Below are 14307 nucleotides of genomic sequence, written 5' to 3' on the forward strand. Positions count from 1 at the left end.
TATTTATGCAAATAAATAGTGTGGTATCCCTTAACAGTAGTAACTGTTAAGGGATTTTTTTGTATGAAAAGAGAAGTGTTGCACTTTTATAAGTGCAACTTTTTTGTGTTGTGGAACAGATAAAATAACGCTATAGTTTTAAGTATAAAGGGAAAAGAAAAGAGGTGACAAGGCATGACCGTGTTGTTGTCCAAAAGAGCGATAAATATTTTATTGATGCTTTTGGATTTGGAAGGGAGTATTACCACGCAAGAATTAGCTGAGAACTTTACTGTCAGCGTTCGAACAATTAAGTATGATTTAGAAGATATTCGTGCTTGGTTTGAACAGCACGATGAGACACTTTATTCAAAACGAAATAAGGGAATCTGGCTAGATTTACCTGACTCTAAACGCTTACTGTTAAAAAATGAAATTATTGATGTCGATCGATTTGAAACCTATCCTGATCAAAAAAGACGAGTCAATGTATTGATTTTTCAGTTATTGTCAGTCAAAGGGTACTTAACGGCACAGCAGCTAGCAGATGAATTATTAGTGAGTCGAAACACAATTGTCAGTGATTTGGAACAGGTCGAACGGTTGCTGCAAGCATATGATTTAACCTTAATTCGCCAAGCACGGCAAGGGTTTACAATCAGTGGTGAAGAAAGCAATGTACGCTTACTGATGGAATTTATCACTCAAAAAGAACTTACAGAATACGATATTTACCAAATTATGAACTATGTGACAAAGACAAAAGGGGCTGAAAAAATCCCTAAAATTAAATTTGGGTCAGGGACATTGTTTCAAGGTTGTTATCGTAGTGCATTGAAAAAAATGCGAAATTTAATTAATCCACTCGATCAAAATCAATTTGATTATGCCGAAATATTATCTATTACGTTGAGAGTGGCAATTGCCGCAGCACGTATGCAGATGGCACATACAATTGGGACTTACCGAGTATTATCGCAAAAAACACGCTTTGAACAACGGAACGAAGTACCACTTTTACTTTTACAAGAGGTGTTTGAACGGTATGACTTGCCTTTATTAGCGGATGAATATTTTTATATTTATAGTGATTTATTCGGAACCCATCAACGGCAAGATATGGTTCAATTAACAAAGCAAGTGATTGAAAGCGTTTCAAAAGAGCTGAATTATCCTTTTGTAAATGATCGCCAATTATTTACGAACTTGTTTGCACACCTGTCCTTACGTTTTACAAAGAAACATTTATTTATTAATGAATACAATCCGTTTTCTGAAGAAATCAAAGGAAAACACCCAGCGTTGTTTTTAGCTATTCAAAGTGCCTGTAAACAATTAATTCAACGTTCTGTTTTGTTAGTCAACGATTCTTTCTGCGCATATATTGCGTTGCATTTTTTGGCAGCTCAGGAACGACAACAGCAGGAAGCTAAAGTTGTTAGGATTGTGTATGTTTGCTCGACGGGCTTAGGTGTGACCAGTTTAATTGAACAAAAAATTTTAGAGGAAGTACCAAACGTTGAACTCGCAGGATTTGCTTCTGTTTTAAATGCAACTGAAGTGATTCAAGCAGAAAAGCCCGATTTGGTATTGAGTATTTTCCCAATTGAAGAAATGACATACCCATTTATTAAAGTTAGTCCATTGTTGACGGACACAGACTTAAGTTTGATTCGGGAAGAGGTCGATAAAATTTTATTAGGGAAACGTCAAGGAAAAGGTACCGCTCGCTCCACGAAATCTGATGTAATTGAAAAAAATGAACGGATACAAAGCCAAGATTTATTAGTAAAAGCGTATATTATTTATGAAGAGTTAAAACGAATGTTTCAAACAAAGTTACTGAGCGAATATCAAGAAGCCTTTTTACTTCACGTTTTATTAATGACACATCGGATTACGTTTAATAAACAATACGAAGAGATTCCTTGTAATAGAGAAGTATCTCATGAACGGCAAGAAGAAATTCGGCAAATTGAATGTTTATTTGCTAAAAATGAGTTACCTGTCAATCATGCTGAAATTTCAGCATTACTTAATTATTTAGAACAACCAAAGGAGGAAGAGGATGGAACTAGCAATGGAAGCACAGGAGATCATTCGACAAAGTGCTGAACCAGAAAAGCTACAATCGATTATCAAACAAACCAGTGCGCGATTAGCAGAAGCACAAATTGAACCAACGGAATTACAGTGGACGATTTTGATTAACCATCTCAATGAGATGCTGAATCGTTCAAGAGAAGGAACGACATTAGCTGGTGTTGATCGGACGTTATTTACGGAACTAACACCAGAAACGTTGAAAATTGCACAAGAAACAACAGAAGCAATTGGTCAGTTATCAGAAGATGAATGGTATGTTTTAGCTGTTCATTTTGAAGTTGCTAAACAAAACAATTAATAGGAGGAAAAGTTATGATTACAGTAGTTATCGCAGATCGTTTAGGAAAAGGACAAAATGTTGCAAAAGGAGTGGAGCAAGCCGGTGGTCGCGCGGTTGTTGTTCCAGGAATGGGCGCTGATATGCGTTTAGGAGATGTGATGCAACAAGAAAAGGCTGATTTAGGCATTTCTTTCTGTGGCAGTGGTGGTGCAGGGGCGTTAACGGCTGCTACTAAATACGGGTATACCGAAAGACATGGCATGCGATCAATCGAAGAAGGGGTAACAGCAATTAACGATGGGAAAACTGTTCTTGGATTTGGTTTTATGGATCAGGAAGAACTTGGTAAACGAGTAACTGAAGCATTTATTAAGAAACACGGAGCATAGAAAGTAGTAACTTAGAAAGGAGCGGTAATTATGGATGCCACAAAACGGTCAACACAAACCGTGATTGTTTCTGGAAAAGGTAATAAGAAGAATGAAGCTTTTGCAAGTGCATTGAATGATGTTTCAAAAAAAGTATTAAAAGAAACAACAGAGGTCCTCATCCGGATTGAACCGAAAGAAGTAACTATTCGTCAGGCAAAAGAACAAGTTTATACAGAAAAATTTCTGTTCTTCTTCTTTCCTAGAAAGAGAGTGATTTATCATGTCGAACTAGCTGTAGAAGTGGAAATCCAAGCCATTGCAGTCGAAGAAGTTGATTTTTTAACGGAAACAATTAAAGAACCGAACGCAGTAGTAGTTCCGTTTCTTTCAAAAAGAGGCGTATAAAGGGAGGAAGAAGGAATGGAATTTGTAATCATTTTGCTGAAGTCATTGCTTATTGGTGGTTTACTAGGTTTTGCAGCTGGCGCAGGCGCTGCTCGGATGTTTCATGCACCACAAACGCAAGGGTTAGGGGCATTTAGAACATTAGGAGAAATGAACGCGGCACAAGGAGATCCAGCATCACACTTTTCTTTTGGTTTAGGTTTTTTCTTTAATGCTTGGGCTTCGGCCGTCGGAGCAGGGGCCTTTACACAAGATGTGACCCACCGGATTGTGCCTAACTGGGCTGCAGCAATTTTATTGGTAAAGGATAAAGATGTCACTAAAACGATGCATAATCCCAAAAAAATGGGGATTGTCGGGGCCTTTGTAGGAATGGCGACTGTGGCTTTCTTAAATAGTACAGCTGCAGCAATTCCAGAATCGCTACAAGTAACAGCAGTTGCGGTGTTGGTACCTGCAGCAACGATTTTAATCAATACTGTGATGCCTGTTTTATTCTGGCTAGCGGCTTTAGATGCAGGAAAACGGACGGGTTTCTGGGGAACATTATTTGGCGGATTATCTCAATTAGTCATGGGCAATGCTGTCCCAGGAGTTGTATTAGGGATCTTAATCGGTAAAGGTGTCGATGATTTAGGGTGGACCCGAATGACACGCGGCATGCTTGGTGCCATTATCTTATTATTTATTTTAAGTGGCTTCTTCCGAGGGTTCGACTTAGAAATGATCGAAAGTTTCCGCTTGTCTATTCCTCAATGGTTAAATAATTTACACAATGTCTTCACCGTTAAATAGAAAAAAGGAGGTCTCATAGATGGAACAGCAAGAAAAAAATGAATGGGCACAACAAGAACAAGAAATTCAAGAAGGTTTAAAAGGCAAAAGTTTTTGGTATGCTGATTGGGGCTTTCCCATTTTAGTCGGGATTATGTCAGCGGCAATTTTTGCAGGAACACATATGTATGTAGTTTATGGTGTGGGCGCCTTTAATGAAGTTTCAATTGTTGCGATGCTAAAAGCTGGTTTAGATGGTGGTTCTTATGGCGCTGCCGCAGCATTTGGTGCAAGTTTCCTGTTTGCACGAATTTTAGAAGGTTCTTTAGTCGGGATTTTAGATTTAGGTGGCTCAATTTTAACGGGGATCGGGATTGGCGTACCTGCAATTTTCCTCAGCATGGGTATTAAAGCACCTGTAGAAAACTTTGGCTTAGCACTTTTAACAGGTGCGCTACTAGGGTTAGCAGTTGGTGGCGTAATTGTGTTGATTCGGAAATTTACTATCAATCAAGGAAATTCCACTTTTGGTGCGGATGTGATGATGGGGGCTGGTAATGCCTCAGGACGTTTCTTAGGCCCGTTAATTATTTTGAGTGCGGCGGGTGCTTCGATTCCTATTGGGATTGGTGCTACATTAGGAGCTTTAGGTTTTTACATTTGGAAAAAACCAATCGCTGGGGGCGCAATTTTAGGCGCAATGATTTTTGGTGCAATATTCCCAGTTTCTTTATAATAAGAAAAAGCCTTTTGTTTTGCACTTTCTCTGTCACAAATAAGAATAAGCGTTTACATTATAATGTTACTATGTTATTATAAATGCGAAATAATTATTATTTTTATTAGTTGAACGGAGGAATTAACAAATGAATGGTTTTGTACAGTGGATGGAAGTTAAGTTAATGCCGATTGCGAATAAATTTGGTTCGCAACGCCATATGACAGCGATTAGAAAAGGATTAATTGCAACGATGCCTTTAACAATTGTGGGCTCATTCTTTACAATTTTTCAAAATATTCCAATTGAGGCATACACAAAATTGATTGAACCTTATCAAGCAATTTTAGATATTCCTTCCCGCTATACGATGGGGTTACTTGCACTTTATGCAACATTTGGGATTGCTTCATCATTGGCCAAAAGTTATAAGCTTGACTCTTTGACGTGCGGAATTTTAGCATTAATGGCCTTTTTAGTAACAGCGGCACCACCAACACGTGTCTTTGAAGATGTTGACAACGTCATTACAGCAGGGCGCTATATTAATTTAGCAAATTTAGGTTCAGCTTCTTTATTTGGTGCGATTGTAACAGCGCTGTTATCTGTTGAAATTTATCGCTTCTTTATTGAAAAAGATATTATGATTAAGATGCCAGATGGCGTACCGCCTGAAGTGTCAAATTCATTTATTGCGTTAATTCCAGGAGCAGTTATTCTTTTATTATTCTGGGTTATTCGCCACGTAATTGGTTTTGATTTGAATGGTTTCTTGAGTACGTTATTAATGCCACTTAAAGGTATCCTTGCTGGTAACAGTTTATTTGGCGGCTTACTAACAGTCTTCTTAATCTGTTTCTTCTGGGTTTTAGGGATTCATGGTCCAGCGATTATGGGCCCAGTTATTCGTCCTTTCTGGGATATGTCGATTGCAGAAAACCTTGAAGCTTTTACCAATGGCGCAAACGTTCATCAGTTACCTAATATTTTTACAGAACAGTTTTTACAATGGTTTATCTGGATTGGTGGCGCTGGAACTACGCTTTCTTTAGTTGTTTTAATGATGTTTTCTAAATCAACGTATCTGAAAAGTCTTGGCCGTTTATCGTTCTTACCAGGCTTGTTTAATATTAATGAACCAGTTATTTTCGGAACGCCTATCGTAATGAATCCTATTTTAGGTATTCCGTTTATCGTGGCACCGTTAATTACCACAACGTTATCTTATTTCTTAACAGTCGCTAATATAATTCCGATGATGGCTGCACGTTTAGCGTTTGCAATTCCAGCACCAATTGCTGCTTGGATGAGTACCAATTGGAGTTTTTCGGCCGCAGTATTAGTGATTGTTAACTTCTTAATTACAATGGCTATCTACTATCCATTTTTCAAAGTTTATGAAAAACAACAATTGGATAAAGAAGCAGAAGAATTAGCAGCTGAACAAGCAGCGAAAAATTAAAAAATGTTAGGGCGGGTGTTCTGATATGAATATCCTGCCCCTTCTAAGTCAGATAAGAAAGTCAGGAGCGTATAAGATGATTATTTGGTTCATTTTCTTTTTTATCGTTAGTCAAATTATTATAGAAAAAGGGCAGTTGCCTACTGTTGTTTATCAATTTGGTTTGGTAAAGACGTTGGTTTTTACGGCAGTTTGTATTACTCTTTCCATGATAATTGGCGGATTTCTAAATCAACCAGTATTGCTCGTTGGCTCTACAACAATCCTGTGTAGCTCGGTGATTGCTTGGAAATTTCGAAATAAATTTGAAAATAGCGGAGTGTGAGAACGAAGATGAAAAGAGCATTAGGTGTATCAGTTTATCCAGATCATAGTGATATCAATCAAGATAAAGCGTATTTAAAAAAAGCCAGCGAATGTGGGTTTACTCGAATTTTTATGAGTATGTTAGAAGTGACCGATGGCAAAGAAGCAGTTCAGAAAAAATTTAAAGAATTAATTAGTTATGCGAAAAATTTAGGATTTGAAACAATTTTAGATGTCGTTCCAAGTATCTTTGATGAATTGGAAATTTCATATGATGATTTGACTTTTTTCAGCGAATTAGGAGCTGATGGGATTCGGTTGGATACAGGTTTTGATGGAAATAAAGAAGCCATGTTGACGTTTAATCCATTCGGCGTGGCTATTGAGTTGAATATGAGTAATGATGTCGCTTATCTTGATAACATTTTGACGTATGAAGCAAATCGACCTTTCTTATATGGTTGTCATAACTTTTATCCACAAGCGGGAACTGCATTGCCGTATGATTTCTTTGAAAAATGTAGCATCCGCTTTAAAAAGGAAGGTATTCGGACAGCTGCTTTTATTTCATCACAGGTAGGTGAAATTGGTCCTTGGGATGTGAATGATGGGCTACCTACTTTAGAAATGCATAGACAGTTGCCAGTCACTGTTCAAGCTAAACATTTATTTGCAACAAATTTAATTGATGATGTTGTTATTGGAAATGCTTATGCTTCCAACGAAGAATTAGAAGCATTGGGTCAGTTGAATCGTTATCAAACAGAATTGACCATTGTTTTTGAAGAAGCGACTTCTGAAATTGAAAAAGAAATCGTAACAAAAAATCAACATTTTCGCCGTGGAGATATCACTCAGCAGATGATTCGTTCCACAGAAGTGCGTAAAAAATATAAAAATGAAGCTAATCCCCCACATGATAATCAAGCAATGCTACAACCTGGAGATGTTGTTGTGGGAAATGATGCATTTGGAAAATACAAAAATGAATTACAAGTCGTTTTAGAACCACATCAAGACTCACGCAAAAATCGAGTAGGGCGTATTATAGAAGAAGAACTTGTATTATTAGAATTCATTAAGCCTTGGACAAAATTTAGATTTATAGAAAAGTAGGGAAGAATATGGACTACGATTTACTTATAAAAAATGGACAGACAGTAGATGGTATGCCTGTTGAAATTGCAATTAAAGAGGAAAAAATAGCTGCTGTTGCAGCAACTATTTCAGGTTCTGCAAAAGAAACTATCCACTTAGAACCAAGTACTTATGTATCCGCAGGCTGGATAGATGATCACGTTCATTGTTTTGAAAAAATGGCTCTTTATTATGATTATCCAGATGAAATTGGGGTCAAAAAGGGTGTTACGACAGTGATTGATGCTGGGACAACAGGTGCTGAAAACATTCATGAATTTTATGACTTAGCGCAACAAGCAAAAACAAATGTTTTTGGATTAGTCAATATTTCTAAATGGGGCATCGTTGCTCAGGACGAACTCGCAGATTTAAGTAAAGTACAAGCGAGTTTAGTCAAAAAAGCGATTCAAGAATTACCAGATTTTGTTGTAGGGATTAAAGCCCGTATGAGTAGGACCGTTATTGGCGATAACGGCATTACGCCTTTAGAATTGGCCAAACAGATTCAGCAAGAGAACCAAGAAATTCCCTTAATGGTTCACATTGGATCAGCACCGCCTCATTTAGATGAAATTTTAGCCTTGATGGAAAAAGGGGATGTCCTAACCCATTGTTTTAATGGGAAAGAAAATGGCATCTTAGACCAAGCAACGGATAAAATAAAAGATTTCGCTTGGCAAGCGTACAACAAAGGAGTCGTATTTGATATCGGGCATGGTACGGATAGTTTCAATTTTCACGTAGCTGAAACAGCGTTGCGCGAGGGAATGAAAGCTGCATCAATTAGCACAGATATCTACATCCGTAACCGAGAAAATGGTCCTGTTTATGATTTAGCCACAACGATGGAAAAACTCCGTGTGGTCGGCTATGATTGGCCAGAAATTATTGAAAAGGTAACCAAGGCTCCTGCTGAGAATTTCCATTTAACGCAAAAAGGCACGTTGGAAATAGGTAAAGATGCTGATTTAACGATTTTCACGATTCAAGCAGAAGAAAAAACATTGACTGATTCTAATGGATTGACACGAGTAGCCAAAGAGCAAATTCGCCCAATCAAAACAATTATTGGAGGACAAATCTATGACAATTAGTTACGAAAAATTCCACTTAAAAGAAGTCATTAATGCTTCTGGCAAAATGACCATTCTAGGTGTCTCCAAAGTTTCGGAGGCAGTCCTAGCGGCTCAACGATTCGGCGGCGAACATTTCTTTGAAATGAGTGAACTTAGTGTGCAAACAGGGGCCTTTTTAGCCAACTTGTTGAAGGCAGAAGATGCCCAAATCGTTTCCTCGGCTTCGGCGGGGATTGCCCAATCGGTGGCTGCCTTGATTGGAAAAGGCAGCTTGTACCACGCGTATCATCCCTATACAGAAAAAATCGAACAGCGAGAGATTATTTTACCTAAAGGGCACAACGTGGACTACGGTACGCCTGTAGAAGTCATGGTAGCGCAAGGCGGCGGCCAAGTGGTGGAAGCTGGCTACGCCAACATGTGCAGTCCAGAACACGTGGAAATGATGATTTCCGAAAAAACAGCGGCCATTCTATACATCAAAAGCCATCATACCGTGCAAAAAAGTATGCTGACGGTGGCCGAAGCGGCCAAAGTGGCGCAACGCCACAAGGTGCCGCTAATTGTTGACGCGGCAGCAGAAGAAGATCTTTTCAAATACACTGAAGCAGGCGCTGATTTGGTGATTTACAGCGGCGCCAAAGCCATCGAAGGGCCAAGTGCCGGTTTAGTGGTCGGGAAAAAAGAATACATTGACTGGGTGCGCCTACAAGGCAAAGGCATTGGTCGAGCAATGAAAATTGGCAAAGACAATATCCTAGGCTTTACGCAAGCAGTGGAAGAATACTTGGCGCATGGCAGTGAATCAGGGGCTTTGATGCAAGAACGCTTAAAACCGTTTGTTGAAGCCATCAACAACCTGTCAGATTTAACCGCTAAAATCGTCCAAGATGGCGCCGGACGAGACATTTATCGCGCCAGTGTCAAAGTGGACGGCAGAAAAACCGCCAAGGAAGTCATCCAAGCGTTAAAAGCAGAAAGTCCAGCCATTTATACGCGAGAATATCAAGCAAACAATGGCATCATTGAGTTTGACATTCGTTCTGTCAATCAAGAAGAAATGAACAAAATCGTGCAACGATTACAAGAAATTATGGACACAAAGGAGAAATAAGCCATGTCATTAAAACCTAATTATTTAGAAGAACGCATTTGTTTAAACGTTTTAGCCAATTCAGTAGAAAATGCCCAAGCCTGTTATGAAGCAGCAGAAGGGCATGTTGTGTTAGGCGTCCTTTCAAAAAACTATGAAACCGATGAAGCAGCCATTGACGATATGAAAAAATACCAAGCAGCAACCAACAACGCTTTATCTGTCGGTTTAGGAGCTGGTGATCCAAATCAAAGTCAAATGGTGGCTCGCTTATCAGAAGTTTTACAACCGCAACACGTGAACCAAGTCTTCACAGGTGTCGGCGCTTCGCGGGCCTTACTTCGTCAAGACGAAACAGTGATTAATGGCTTGGTTTCACCCACAGGCAAAGTTGGCTATGTCAACATTGCGACAGGTCCGTTAAGCTCTGGTGCGCCAGCGGCGGAAGTGCCTATCGAAACCGCCATCAAATTGTTGAAAGACATGGGGGGCAGTTCCATTAAATATTTCCCGATGAAAGGCTTGGCTCACAAAGAAGAATACCAAGCAGTAGCAGCAGCTTGTGCCAAGTATGACTTTTATTTAGAGCCAACAGGGGGCATTGATTTAGAAAACTTTGAAGAAATTGTTCAAATTGCGGTGGATGCCGGCGTTAAAAAAATCATTCCTCATGTCTACAGCTCAATTATTGATCAAGAAACAGGGGACACTAGAACAGAAGACGTGAAAACGTTACTAACCATGATGAAAAACACATTGAATAAGTAGGTGGCAAAGATGAAAATTGCTGCGTTTGGTGAAGTCATGCTTCGTTTCACTCCGCCAGAGTATCTAATGTTAGAACAAACAGAGCGGTTAAGAATGAACTTTGTAGGGACTGGCGTAAATCTCTTAGCAAATTTGGCTCATTTTCAACTAGAAACAGCATTGATTACAAAATTACCTGCCAATCGTCTTGGTGAAGCTGGCAAAGCAGCGCTAAGGAAGTTAGGAATTTCAGATCAATGGGTAGGAGAAAAGGGCGATCATATTGGTAGTTTTTTTGCAGAAATGGGTTATGGAATCCGACCCACACAAGTAACTTATCAAAATCGCCATCAGAGTGCTTTTGGCATCAGCGAGGCGAAGGACTACGATTTTGAGGCCTTTTTAGCGGAAGTAGATATGGTGCATATTTGTGGTATTTCGTTAAGTTTAACTGAAAAAACTCGTGATGCTGCTTTGATACTTGCTCAAAAGGCGCATGCCTGTCAAAAGAAAGTTTGTTTTGACTTTAATTATCGACCTAGTTTGAATACAGCAAATAGCGCACTCTTTATGCGTCAACAGTACGAACGCATTTTACCTTATTGTGATATTGTTTTTGGCAGTCGACGTGATTTGGTCGAGCTATTAGGTTTCATTCCGCGAGAAGATTTAGAAGGTGAGGCACAAGAAACTGAACTGATTCAGCGTTTCATGTCTCAATACAATTTGGAATGGTTTGCTGGGACAACGAGAAGTCATTCCAAAAATCAAAACTACTTAAGTGGGTATTTATATACCCAAAATGAGTACCAACAGAGTGAAAAAAGACCGCTTCTTAATCTTGATCGAATTGGCGCTGGCGATGCTTATGCGGCGGGGATTTTATATGGCTATAGCCAAAATTGGTCGTTAGAAAAGGCAGTTAACTTTGCCACAGTCAATGGGGTCCTTGCACATACGATTCAAGGAGATATTCCTTTGACAACGGTCAAACAAGTGAATCATGTTCTCGAGCATCCGAATATTGATTTAATTCGTTAAAGAAGAAAACCAGAAGAAAAGTCGTGTGTGGCTTTTCTTCTGGTCTTTTTTTCATTATAATTAAAAGAAACAGATTGCAAAGGAGGCAGCAGGATGAGTGTTGCACATCTTTTAACAGTTTTAGAAAACGATGAATTTATTGAACGGATTCAAAAACGACCAGAAGCGTTCATTGGAACGACTGGCTTAGTCGGCTTAGAGAATTTACTTGTTCAGACAATTAACGGTTTATTAGAGTTTTTCATTGAAAAGAATCAAGGGAAAATTGCTATACAGTTATCGCGTCAACAAATCTCTTTTCAGGTATCTTCCACACGACCGCTTGTTTTTGAACAAAAGCAAGTCGATTTAGAACCACCTTTTCTGTATTTATCTGTTTTACAAGCCTTCTCAAAACAAGTAGGGATCAGTATCGATCAAGAAAAACAGCGAACTATTTTTATTTACCATCAAGGGCAATTGAAAAAACGATTATTGTTACCTATTGAAGAAACCCAGGAACGAATTGAAGTCTTATTTTGGCCAGATACGCAAATTTTTGGTACAGAATCACTTTCTTATATGCGTGTTTTACAGCAATGTCAACAGATTGCCATGTTGAATCCAGGCTTAAAGATTCTCTTAACACAAGAAGAGGAACAAAAAAATCTTTGTTATTACCCTAAAGGTTTAAGTAATTATTTATTTGAAAAAGATAACCCATTAACTAGAAAAGCTGCACCGATTATTCAAGCCAAGCAAACAGAATTGGCCCTTGTTCAATTTATTTTGAGTAAAAATCATGCGCCGCAAGTGCAAAAAACATTTGTTAATGGGCATTATCCCAGTCTTGGTGGAACCCACTATGAGGGCTTTCTTGATGGCGTAGTGGCCGCCTTTAATCAATTTTTAGAGGAGCAACATTACTCATTATCTGTGACAGCAGATAGTTTTTTAGCAGAATTTGATTTTGTTTTAGCCATTACGATACCAAAGCCCCGCTACACTGATGCAACGAAAACCATTTTAAGAAATACAGAGTTATATGAAGTGGTTAAAGAAGTCGTTTTTGACGAATTACAACACTACTTTCAACGTCATCCCAAATGGTTAGAGCAAGGAAGAAGCGAGGGAAATGAATGAAAATTTTTGTCGATGGCGATGGTTCACCTGTGAAAGAGACGGTTATTGAAGTCGCTGTAGAGAAAGCTTTGGATGTGGTGATTGTTACTAGTGTAGATCATTATTCCTTAAAAGATTATCCAGAAAATGTCTCTTTTGTGTATGTTGATAAAGGAGCGGATGCTGCTGATTTTAAAATTGTGCAGTTAATAAAAAAAGGGGATCTTTTAATTACACAAGATTATGGCTTAGCTTCCTTGGTTTTGCCAAAAGGAGTGTCGGTTTTACATCAACTGGGTTATCAATATACGAAAGAAAATATTGATGGCTTGTTAGAACAACGCTATTTTAGTGGCCAAATTCGGCGAAAAGGTGGCCGAACGAAAGGACCTAAACCTTTTACAGACCAAGATAGAACAACGTTTAAACAAGCCCTTATTGAGCTGGTGAAACGGAGTCTTTAGCAAGGAAAAGGCAAGCAAAGAATTTTTCCTTCACTAAATTTGCTTCTATTATGAAACTGGGTTTTATGCTAAAATAAGTAAGGATAATTTGAAAAATAATTTTTTCTAAAAGACAGGAAAGAAACTAGGAGGACAAGCATTTGAAGATTATTTTGTTGTATGGCGGCAGAAGTGAAGAGCACGATGTGTCTGTTTTGTCTGCATATTCCGTTTTAAATGCAATCTATTATAAATATTATCAAGTACAGTTAGTCTTTATTAGTAAAGACGGTCAATGGGTAAAAGGCCCTCTTTTATCTGAACGACCACAAAATAAAGAAGTTTTACATTTAACTTGGGCACAAACACCTGAAGAAACAGGCGAATTTTCAGGAAAACGAATCAGTCCTTCGGAAATTTATGAAGAAGAAGCGATTGTTTTCCCTGTTTTACATGGGCCAAATGGTGAAGATGGAACAATTCAAGGATTCATGGAAACCATTAATATGCCTTATGTGGGCGCAGGTGTCTTAGCTAGTGCTAACGCAATGGACAAAATCATGACGAAATATCTTTTACAAACTGTTGGCATTCCACAAGTACCATTCGTGCCAGTTTTAAGAAGTGATTGGAAAGGAAATCCAAAAGAAGTCTTTGAGAAATGTGAAGGTTCTTTAATTTATCCGGTCTTTGTTAAACCTGCCAATATGGGTTCTAGTGTCGGAATTAGCAAAGCGGAAAATCGTGAAGAATTGCAAGAAGCATTGGAAGAAGCTTTCCGTTATGATGCCCGAGCAATTGTTGAACAAGGGATTGAAGCACGTGAAATTGAAGTAGCCATTTTAGGAAATGAAGATGTCCGTACGACTTTACCTGGTGAAGTGGTGAAAGATGTCGCTTTCTATGATTATGATGCAAAATACATCAATAACACGATTGAAATGCAAATTCCAGCGCATGTTCCAGAAGAAGTAGCTCATCAAGCGCAAGAATACGCTAAAAAAGCGTATATTATGTTAGATGGAAGTGGCTTAAGTCGCTGTGATTTCTTCTTAACAAGCAAAAACGAATTATTCCTGAATGAATTGAACACCATGCCTGGTTTTACTGACTTTAGTATGTATCCTTTACTGTGGGAAAATATGGGCTTGAAATACAGTGATTTAATTGAGGAACTGATTCAGTTAGCTTTGAATCGTTTTAAACAACGCCAAGAATTTTATAATAACTAAGAAGAAAAAATCACACAAGACTGGGACATGACA

The 14307-nt window shown here is 38.6% G+C and carries 16 protein-coding genes; all 16 read left to right on the plus strand.

All coding sequences use genetic code 11. The features are described from left to right. The first annotated feature begins 174 nt into the window (after nucleotides 1-174). Nucleotides 175-2094: a BglG family transcription antiterminator gene (locus tag IGI80_RS08300; protein ID WP_002388793.1), complete on the plus strand. Its 1920-nt coding sequence runs from the start codon at nucleotides 175-177 to the stop codon at nucleotides 2092-2094. Further along, nucleotides 2060-2383, plus strand: coding sequence for a PRD domain-containing protein (locus IGI80_RS08305; RefSeq protein WP_002386165.1), 324 nt, complete (start codon nucleotides 2060-2062; stop codon nucleotides 2381-2383). The genes IGI80_RS08300 and IGI80_RS08305 overlap by 35 nt, the downstream gene beginning before the upstream one ends. A 14-nt stretch (nucleotides 2384-2397) precedes the next feature. Further along, a complete protein-coding gene (locus tag IGI80_RS08310) occupies nucleotides 2398-2754 on the plus strand; it encodes a glycine-rich SFCGS family protein (protein ID WP_438723216.1) in 357 nt (118 codons plus the stop codon). A gap of 30 nt (nucleotides 2755-2784) precedes the next feature. Next, a complete protein-coding gene (locus IGI80_RS08315) occupies nucleotides 2785-3141 on the plus strand; it encodes a DUF4312 family protein (RefSeq protein ID WP_002355708.1) in 357 nt (118 codons plus the stop codon). 15 nt (nucleotides 3142-3156) lie between these two features. Continuing rightward, on the plus strand, nucleotides 3157-3936 hold the full coding sequence (locus IGI80_RS08320; protein ID WP_002355709.1) for a DUF4311 domain-containing protein: 780 nt from the start codon (nucleotides 3157-3159) through the stop codon (nucleotides 3934-3936). 19 nt (nucleotides 3937-3955) lie between these two features. Beyond that, nucleotides 3956-4651: a DUF4310 family protein gene (locus tag IGI80_RS08325; RefSeq protein WP_002361314.1), complete on the plus strand. Its 696-nt coding sequence runs from the start codon at nucleotides 3956-3958 to the stop codon at nucleotides 4649-4651. A 130-nt stretch (nucleotides 4652-4781) separates the two neighbouring features. Continuing rightward, complete coding sequence (locus IGI80_RS08330) at nucleotides 4782-6095, plus strand: PTS sugar transporter subunit IIC (RefSeq protein ID WP_002358780.1); 1314 nt, start codon at nucleotides 4782-4784, stop codon at nucleotides 6093-6095. Nucleotides 6096-6120: 25 nt separating this feature from the next. Beyond that, entirely contained in the window at nucleotides 6121-6420 is a 300-nt protein-coding gene (locus tag IGI80_RS08335; protein WP_438723217.1) for a hypothetical protein, read from the plus strand. Between the two features lie 8 nt (nucleotides 6421-6428). Continuing rightward, the gene (locus IGI80_RS08340; protein WP_002355714.1) at nucleotides 6429-7517 is read left to right on the plus strand and encodes a DUF871 domain-containing protein; all 1089 of its coding nucleotides are present in this window, start codon (nucleotides 6429-6431) and stop codon (nucleotides 7515-7517) included. A gap of 8 nt (nucleotides 7518-7525) precedes the next feature. After that, complete coding sequence (locus IGI80_RS08345) at nucleotides 7526-8635, plus strand: amidohydrolase/deacetylase family metallohydrolase (RefSeq protein WP_438723218.1); 1110 nt, start codon at nucleotides 7526-7528, stop codon at nucleotides 8633-8635. Then, nucleotides 8625-9731, plus strand: coding sequence for a DgaE family pyridoxal phosphate-dependent ammonia lyase (locus tag IGI80_RS08350; RefSeq protein ID WP_438723219.1), 1107 nt, complete (start codon nucleotides 8625-8627; stop codon nucleotides 9729-9731). Before IGI80_RS08345 ends, IGI80_RS08350 begins: the two co-directional genes overlap by 11 nt. Before the next feature lie 3 nt (nucleotides 9732-9734). Continuing rightward, nucleotides 9735-10478 carry a 2-dehydro-3-deoxy-phosphogluconate aldolase gene (dagF, locus tag IGI80_RS08355; protein ID WP_002361094.1) on the plus strand — a complete coding sequence of 248 codons (744 nt, stop codon included), beginning with the start codon at nucleotides 9735-9737 and terminating at the stop codon, nucleotides 10476-10478. Between the two features lie 9 nt (nucleotides 10479-10487). Next, nucleotides 10488-11498 (plus strand): sugar kinase, encoded by a 1011-nt coding sequence (locus tag IGI80_RS08360; RefSeq protein WP_438723443.1) that lies wholly within the window; start codon nucleotides 10488-10490, stop codon nucleotides 11496-11498. 93 nt (nucleotides 11499-11591) lie between these two features. Beyond that, nucleotides 11592-12620, plus strand: a complete 1029-nt coding sequence (locus IGI80_RS08365) for a hypothetical protein (protein WP_002355719.1) — start codon at nucleotides 11592-11594, stop codon at nucleotides 12618-12620. After that, nucleotides 12617-13063: a YaiI/YqxD family protein gene (locus tag IGI80_RS08370; protein ID WP_002355720.1), complete on the plus strand. Its 447-nt coding sequence runs from the start codon at nucleotides 12617-12619 to the stop codon at nucleotides 13061-13063. The genes IGI80_RS08365 and IGI80_RS08370 overlap by 4 nt, the downstream gene beginning before the upstream one ends. 140 nt (nucleotides 13064-13203) lie before the next feature. Further along, nucleotides 13204-14274: a D-alanine--D-alanine ligase gene (locus IGI80_RS08375; RefSeq protein WP_002355721.1), complete on the plus strand. Its 1071-nt coding sequence runs from the start codon at nucleotides 13204-13206 to the stop codon at nucleotides 14272-14274. Nucleotides 14275-14307 lie beyond the last annotated feature (33 nt).

The organism is Enterococcus sp. DIV1420a (assembly GCF_051712165.1).
Classification (GTDB): domain Bacteria; phylum Bacillota; class Bacilli; order Lactobacillales; family Enterococcaceae; genus Enterococcus; species Enterococcus faecalis.

Coding starts and splice junctions, on each gene's coding strand:
- IGI80_RS08300 (WP_002388793.1), top strand. CDS start 175: ATGACCGTGTTGTTGTCCAAAAGAGCGATAAATATTTTATTGATGCTT.
- IGI80_RS08305 (WP_002386165.1), top strand. CDS start 2,060: ATGGAAGCACAGGAGATCATTCGACAAAGTGCTGAACCAGAAAAGCTA.
- IGI80_RS08310 (WP_438723216.1), top strand. CDS start 2,398: ATGATTACAGTAGTTATCGCAGATCGTTTAGGAAAAGGACAAAATGTT.
- IGI80_RS08315 (WP_002355708.1), top strand. CDS start 2,785: ATGGATGCCACAAAACGGTCAACACAAACCGTGATTGTTTCTGGAAAA.
- IGI80_RS08320 (WP_002355709.1), top strand. CDS start 3,157: ATGGAATTTGTAATCATTTTGCTGAAGTCATTGCTTATTGGTGGTTTA.
- IGI80_RS08325 (WP_002361314.1), top strand. CDS start 3,956: ATGGAACAGCAAGAAAAAAATGAATGGGCACAACAAGAACAAGAAATT.
- IGI80_RS08330 (WP_002358780.1), top strand. CDS start 4,782: ATGAATGGTTTTGTACAGTGGATGGAAGTTAAGTTAATGCCGATTGCG.
- IGI80_RS08335 (WP_438723217.1), top strand. CDS start 6,121: ATGAATATCCTGCCCCTTCTAAGTCAGATAAGAAAGTCAGGAGCGTAT.
- IGI80_RS08340 (WP_002355714.1), top strand. CDS start 6,429: ATGAAAAGAGCATTAGGTGTATCAGTTTATCCAGATCATAGTGATATC.
- IGI80_RS08345 (WP_438723218.1), top strand. CDS start 7,526: ATGGACTACGATTTACTTATAAAAAATGGACAGACAGTAGATGGTATG.
- IGI80_RS08350 (WP_438723219.1), top strand. CDS start 8,625: ATGACAATTAGTTACGAAAAATTCCACTTAAAAGAAGTCATTAATGCT.
- dagF (WP_002361094.1), top strand. CDS start 9,735: ATGTCATTAAAACCTAATTATTTAGAAGAACGCATTTGTTTAAACGTT.
- IGI80_RS08360 (WP_438723443.1), top strand. CDS start 10,488: ATGAAAATTGCTGCGTTTGGTGAAGTCATGCTTCGTTTCACTCCGCCA.
- IGI80_RS08365 (WP_002355719.1), top strand. CDS start 11,592: ATGAGTGTTGCACATCTTTTAACAGTTTTAGAAAACGATGAATTTATT.
- IGI80_RS08370 (WP_002355720.1), top strand. CDS start 12,617: ATGAAAATTTTTGTCGATGGCGATGGTTCACCTGTGAAAGAGACGGTT.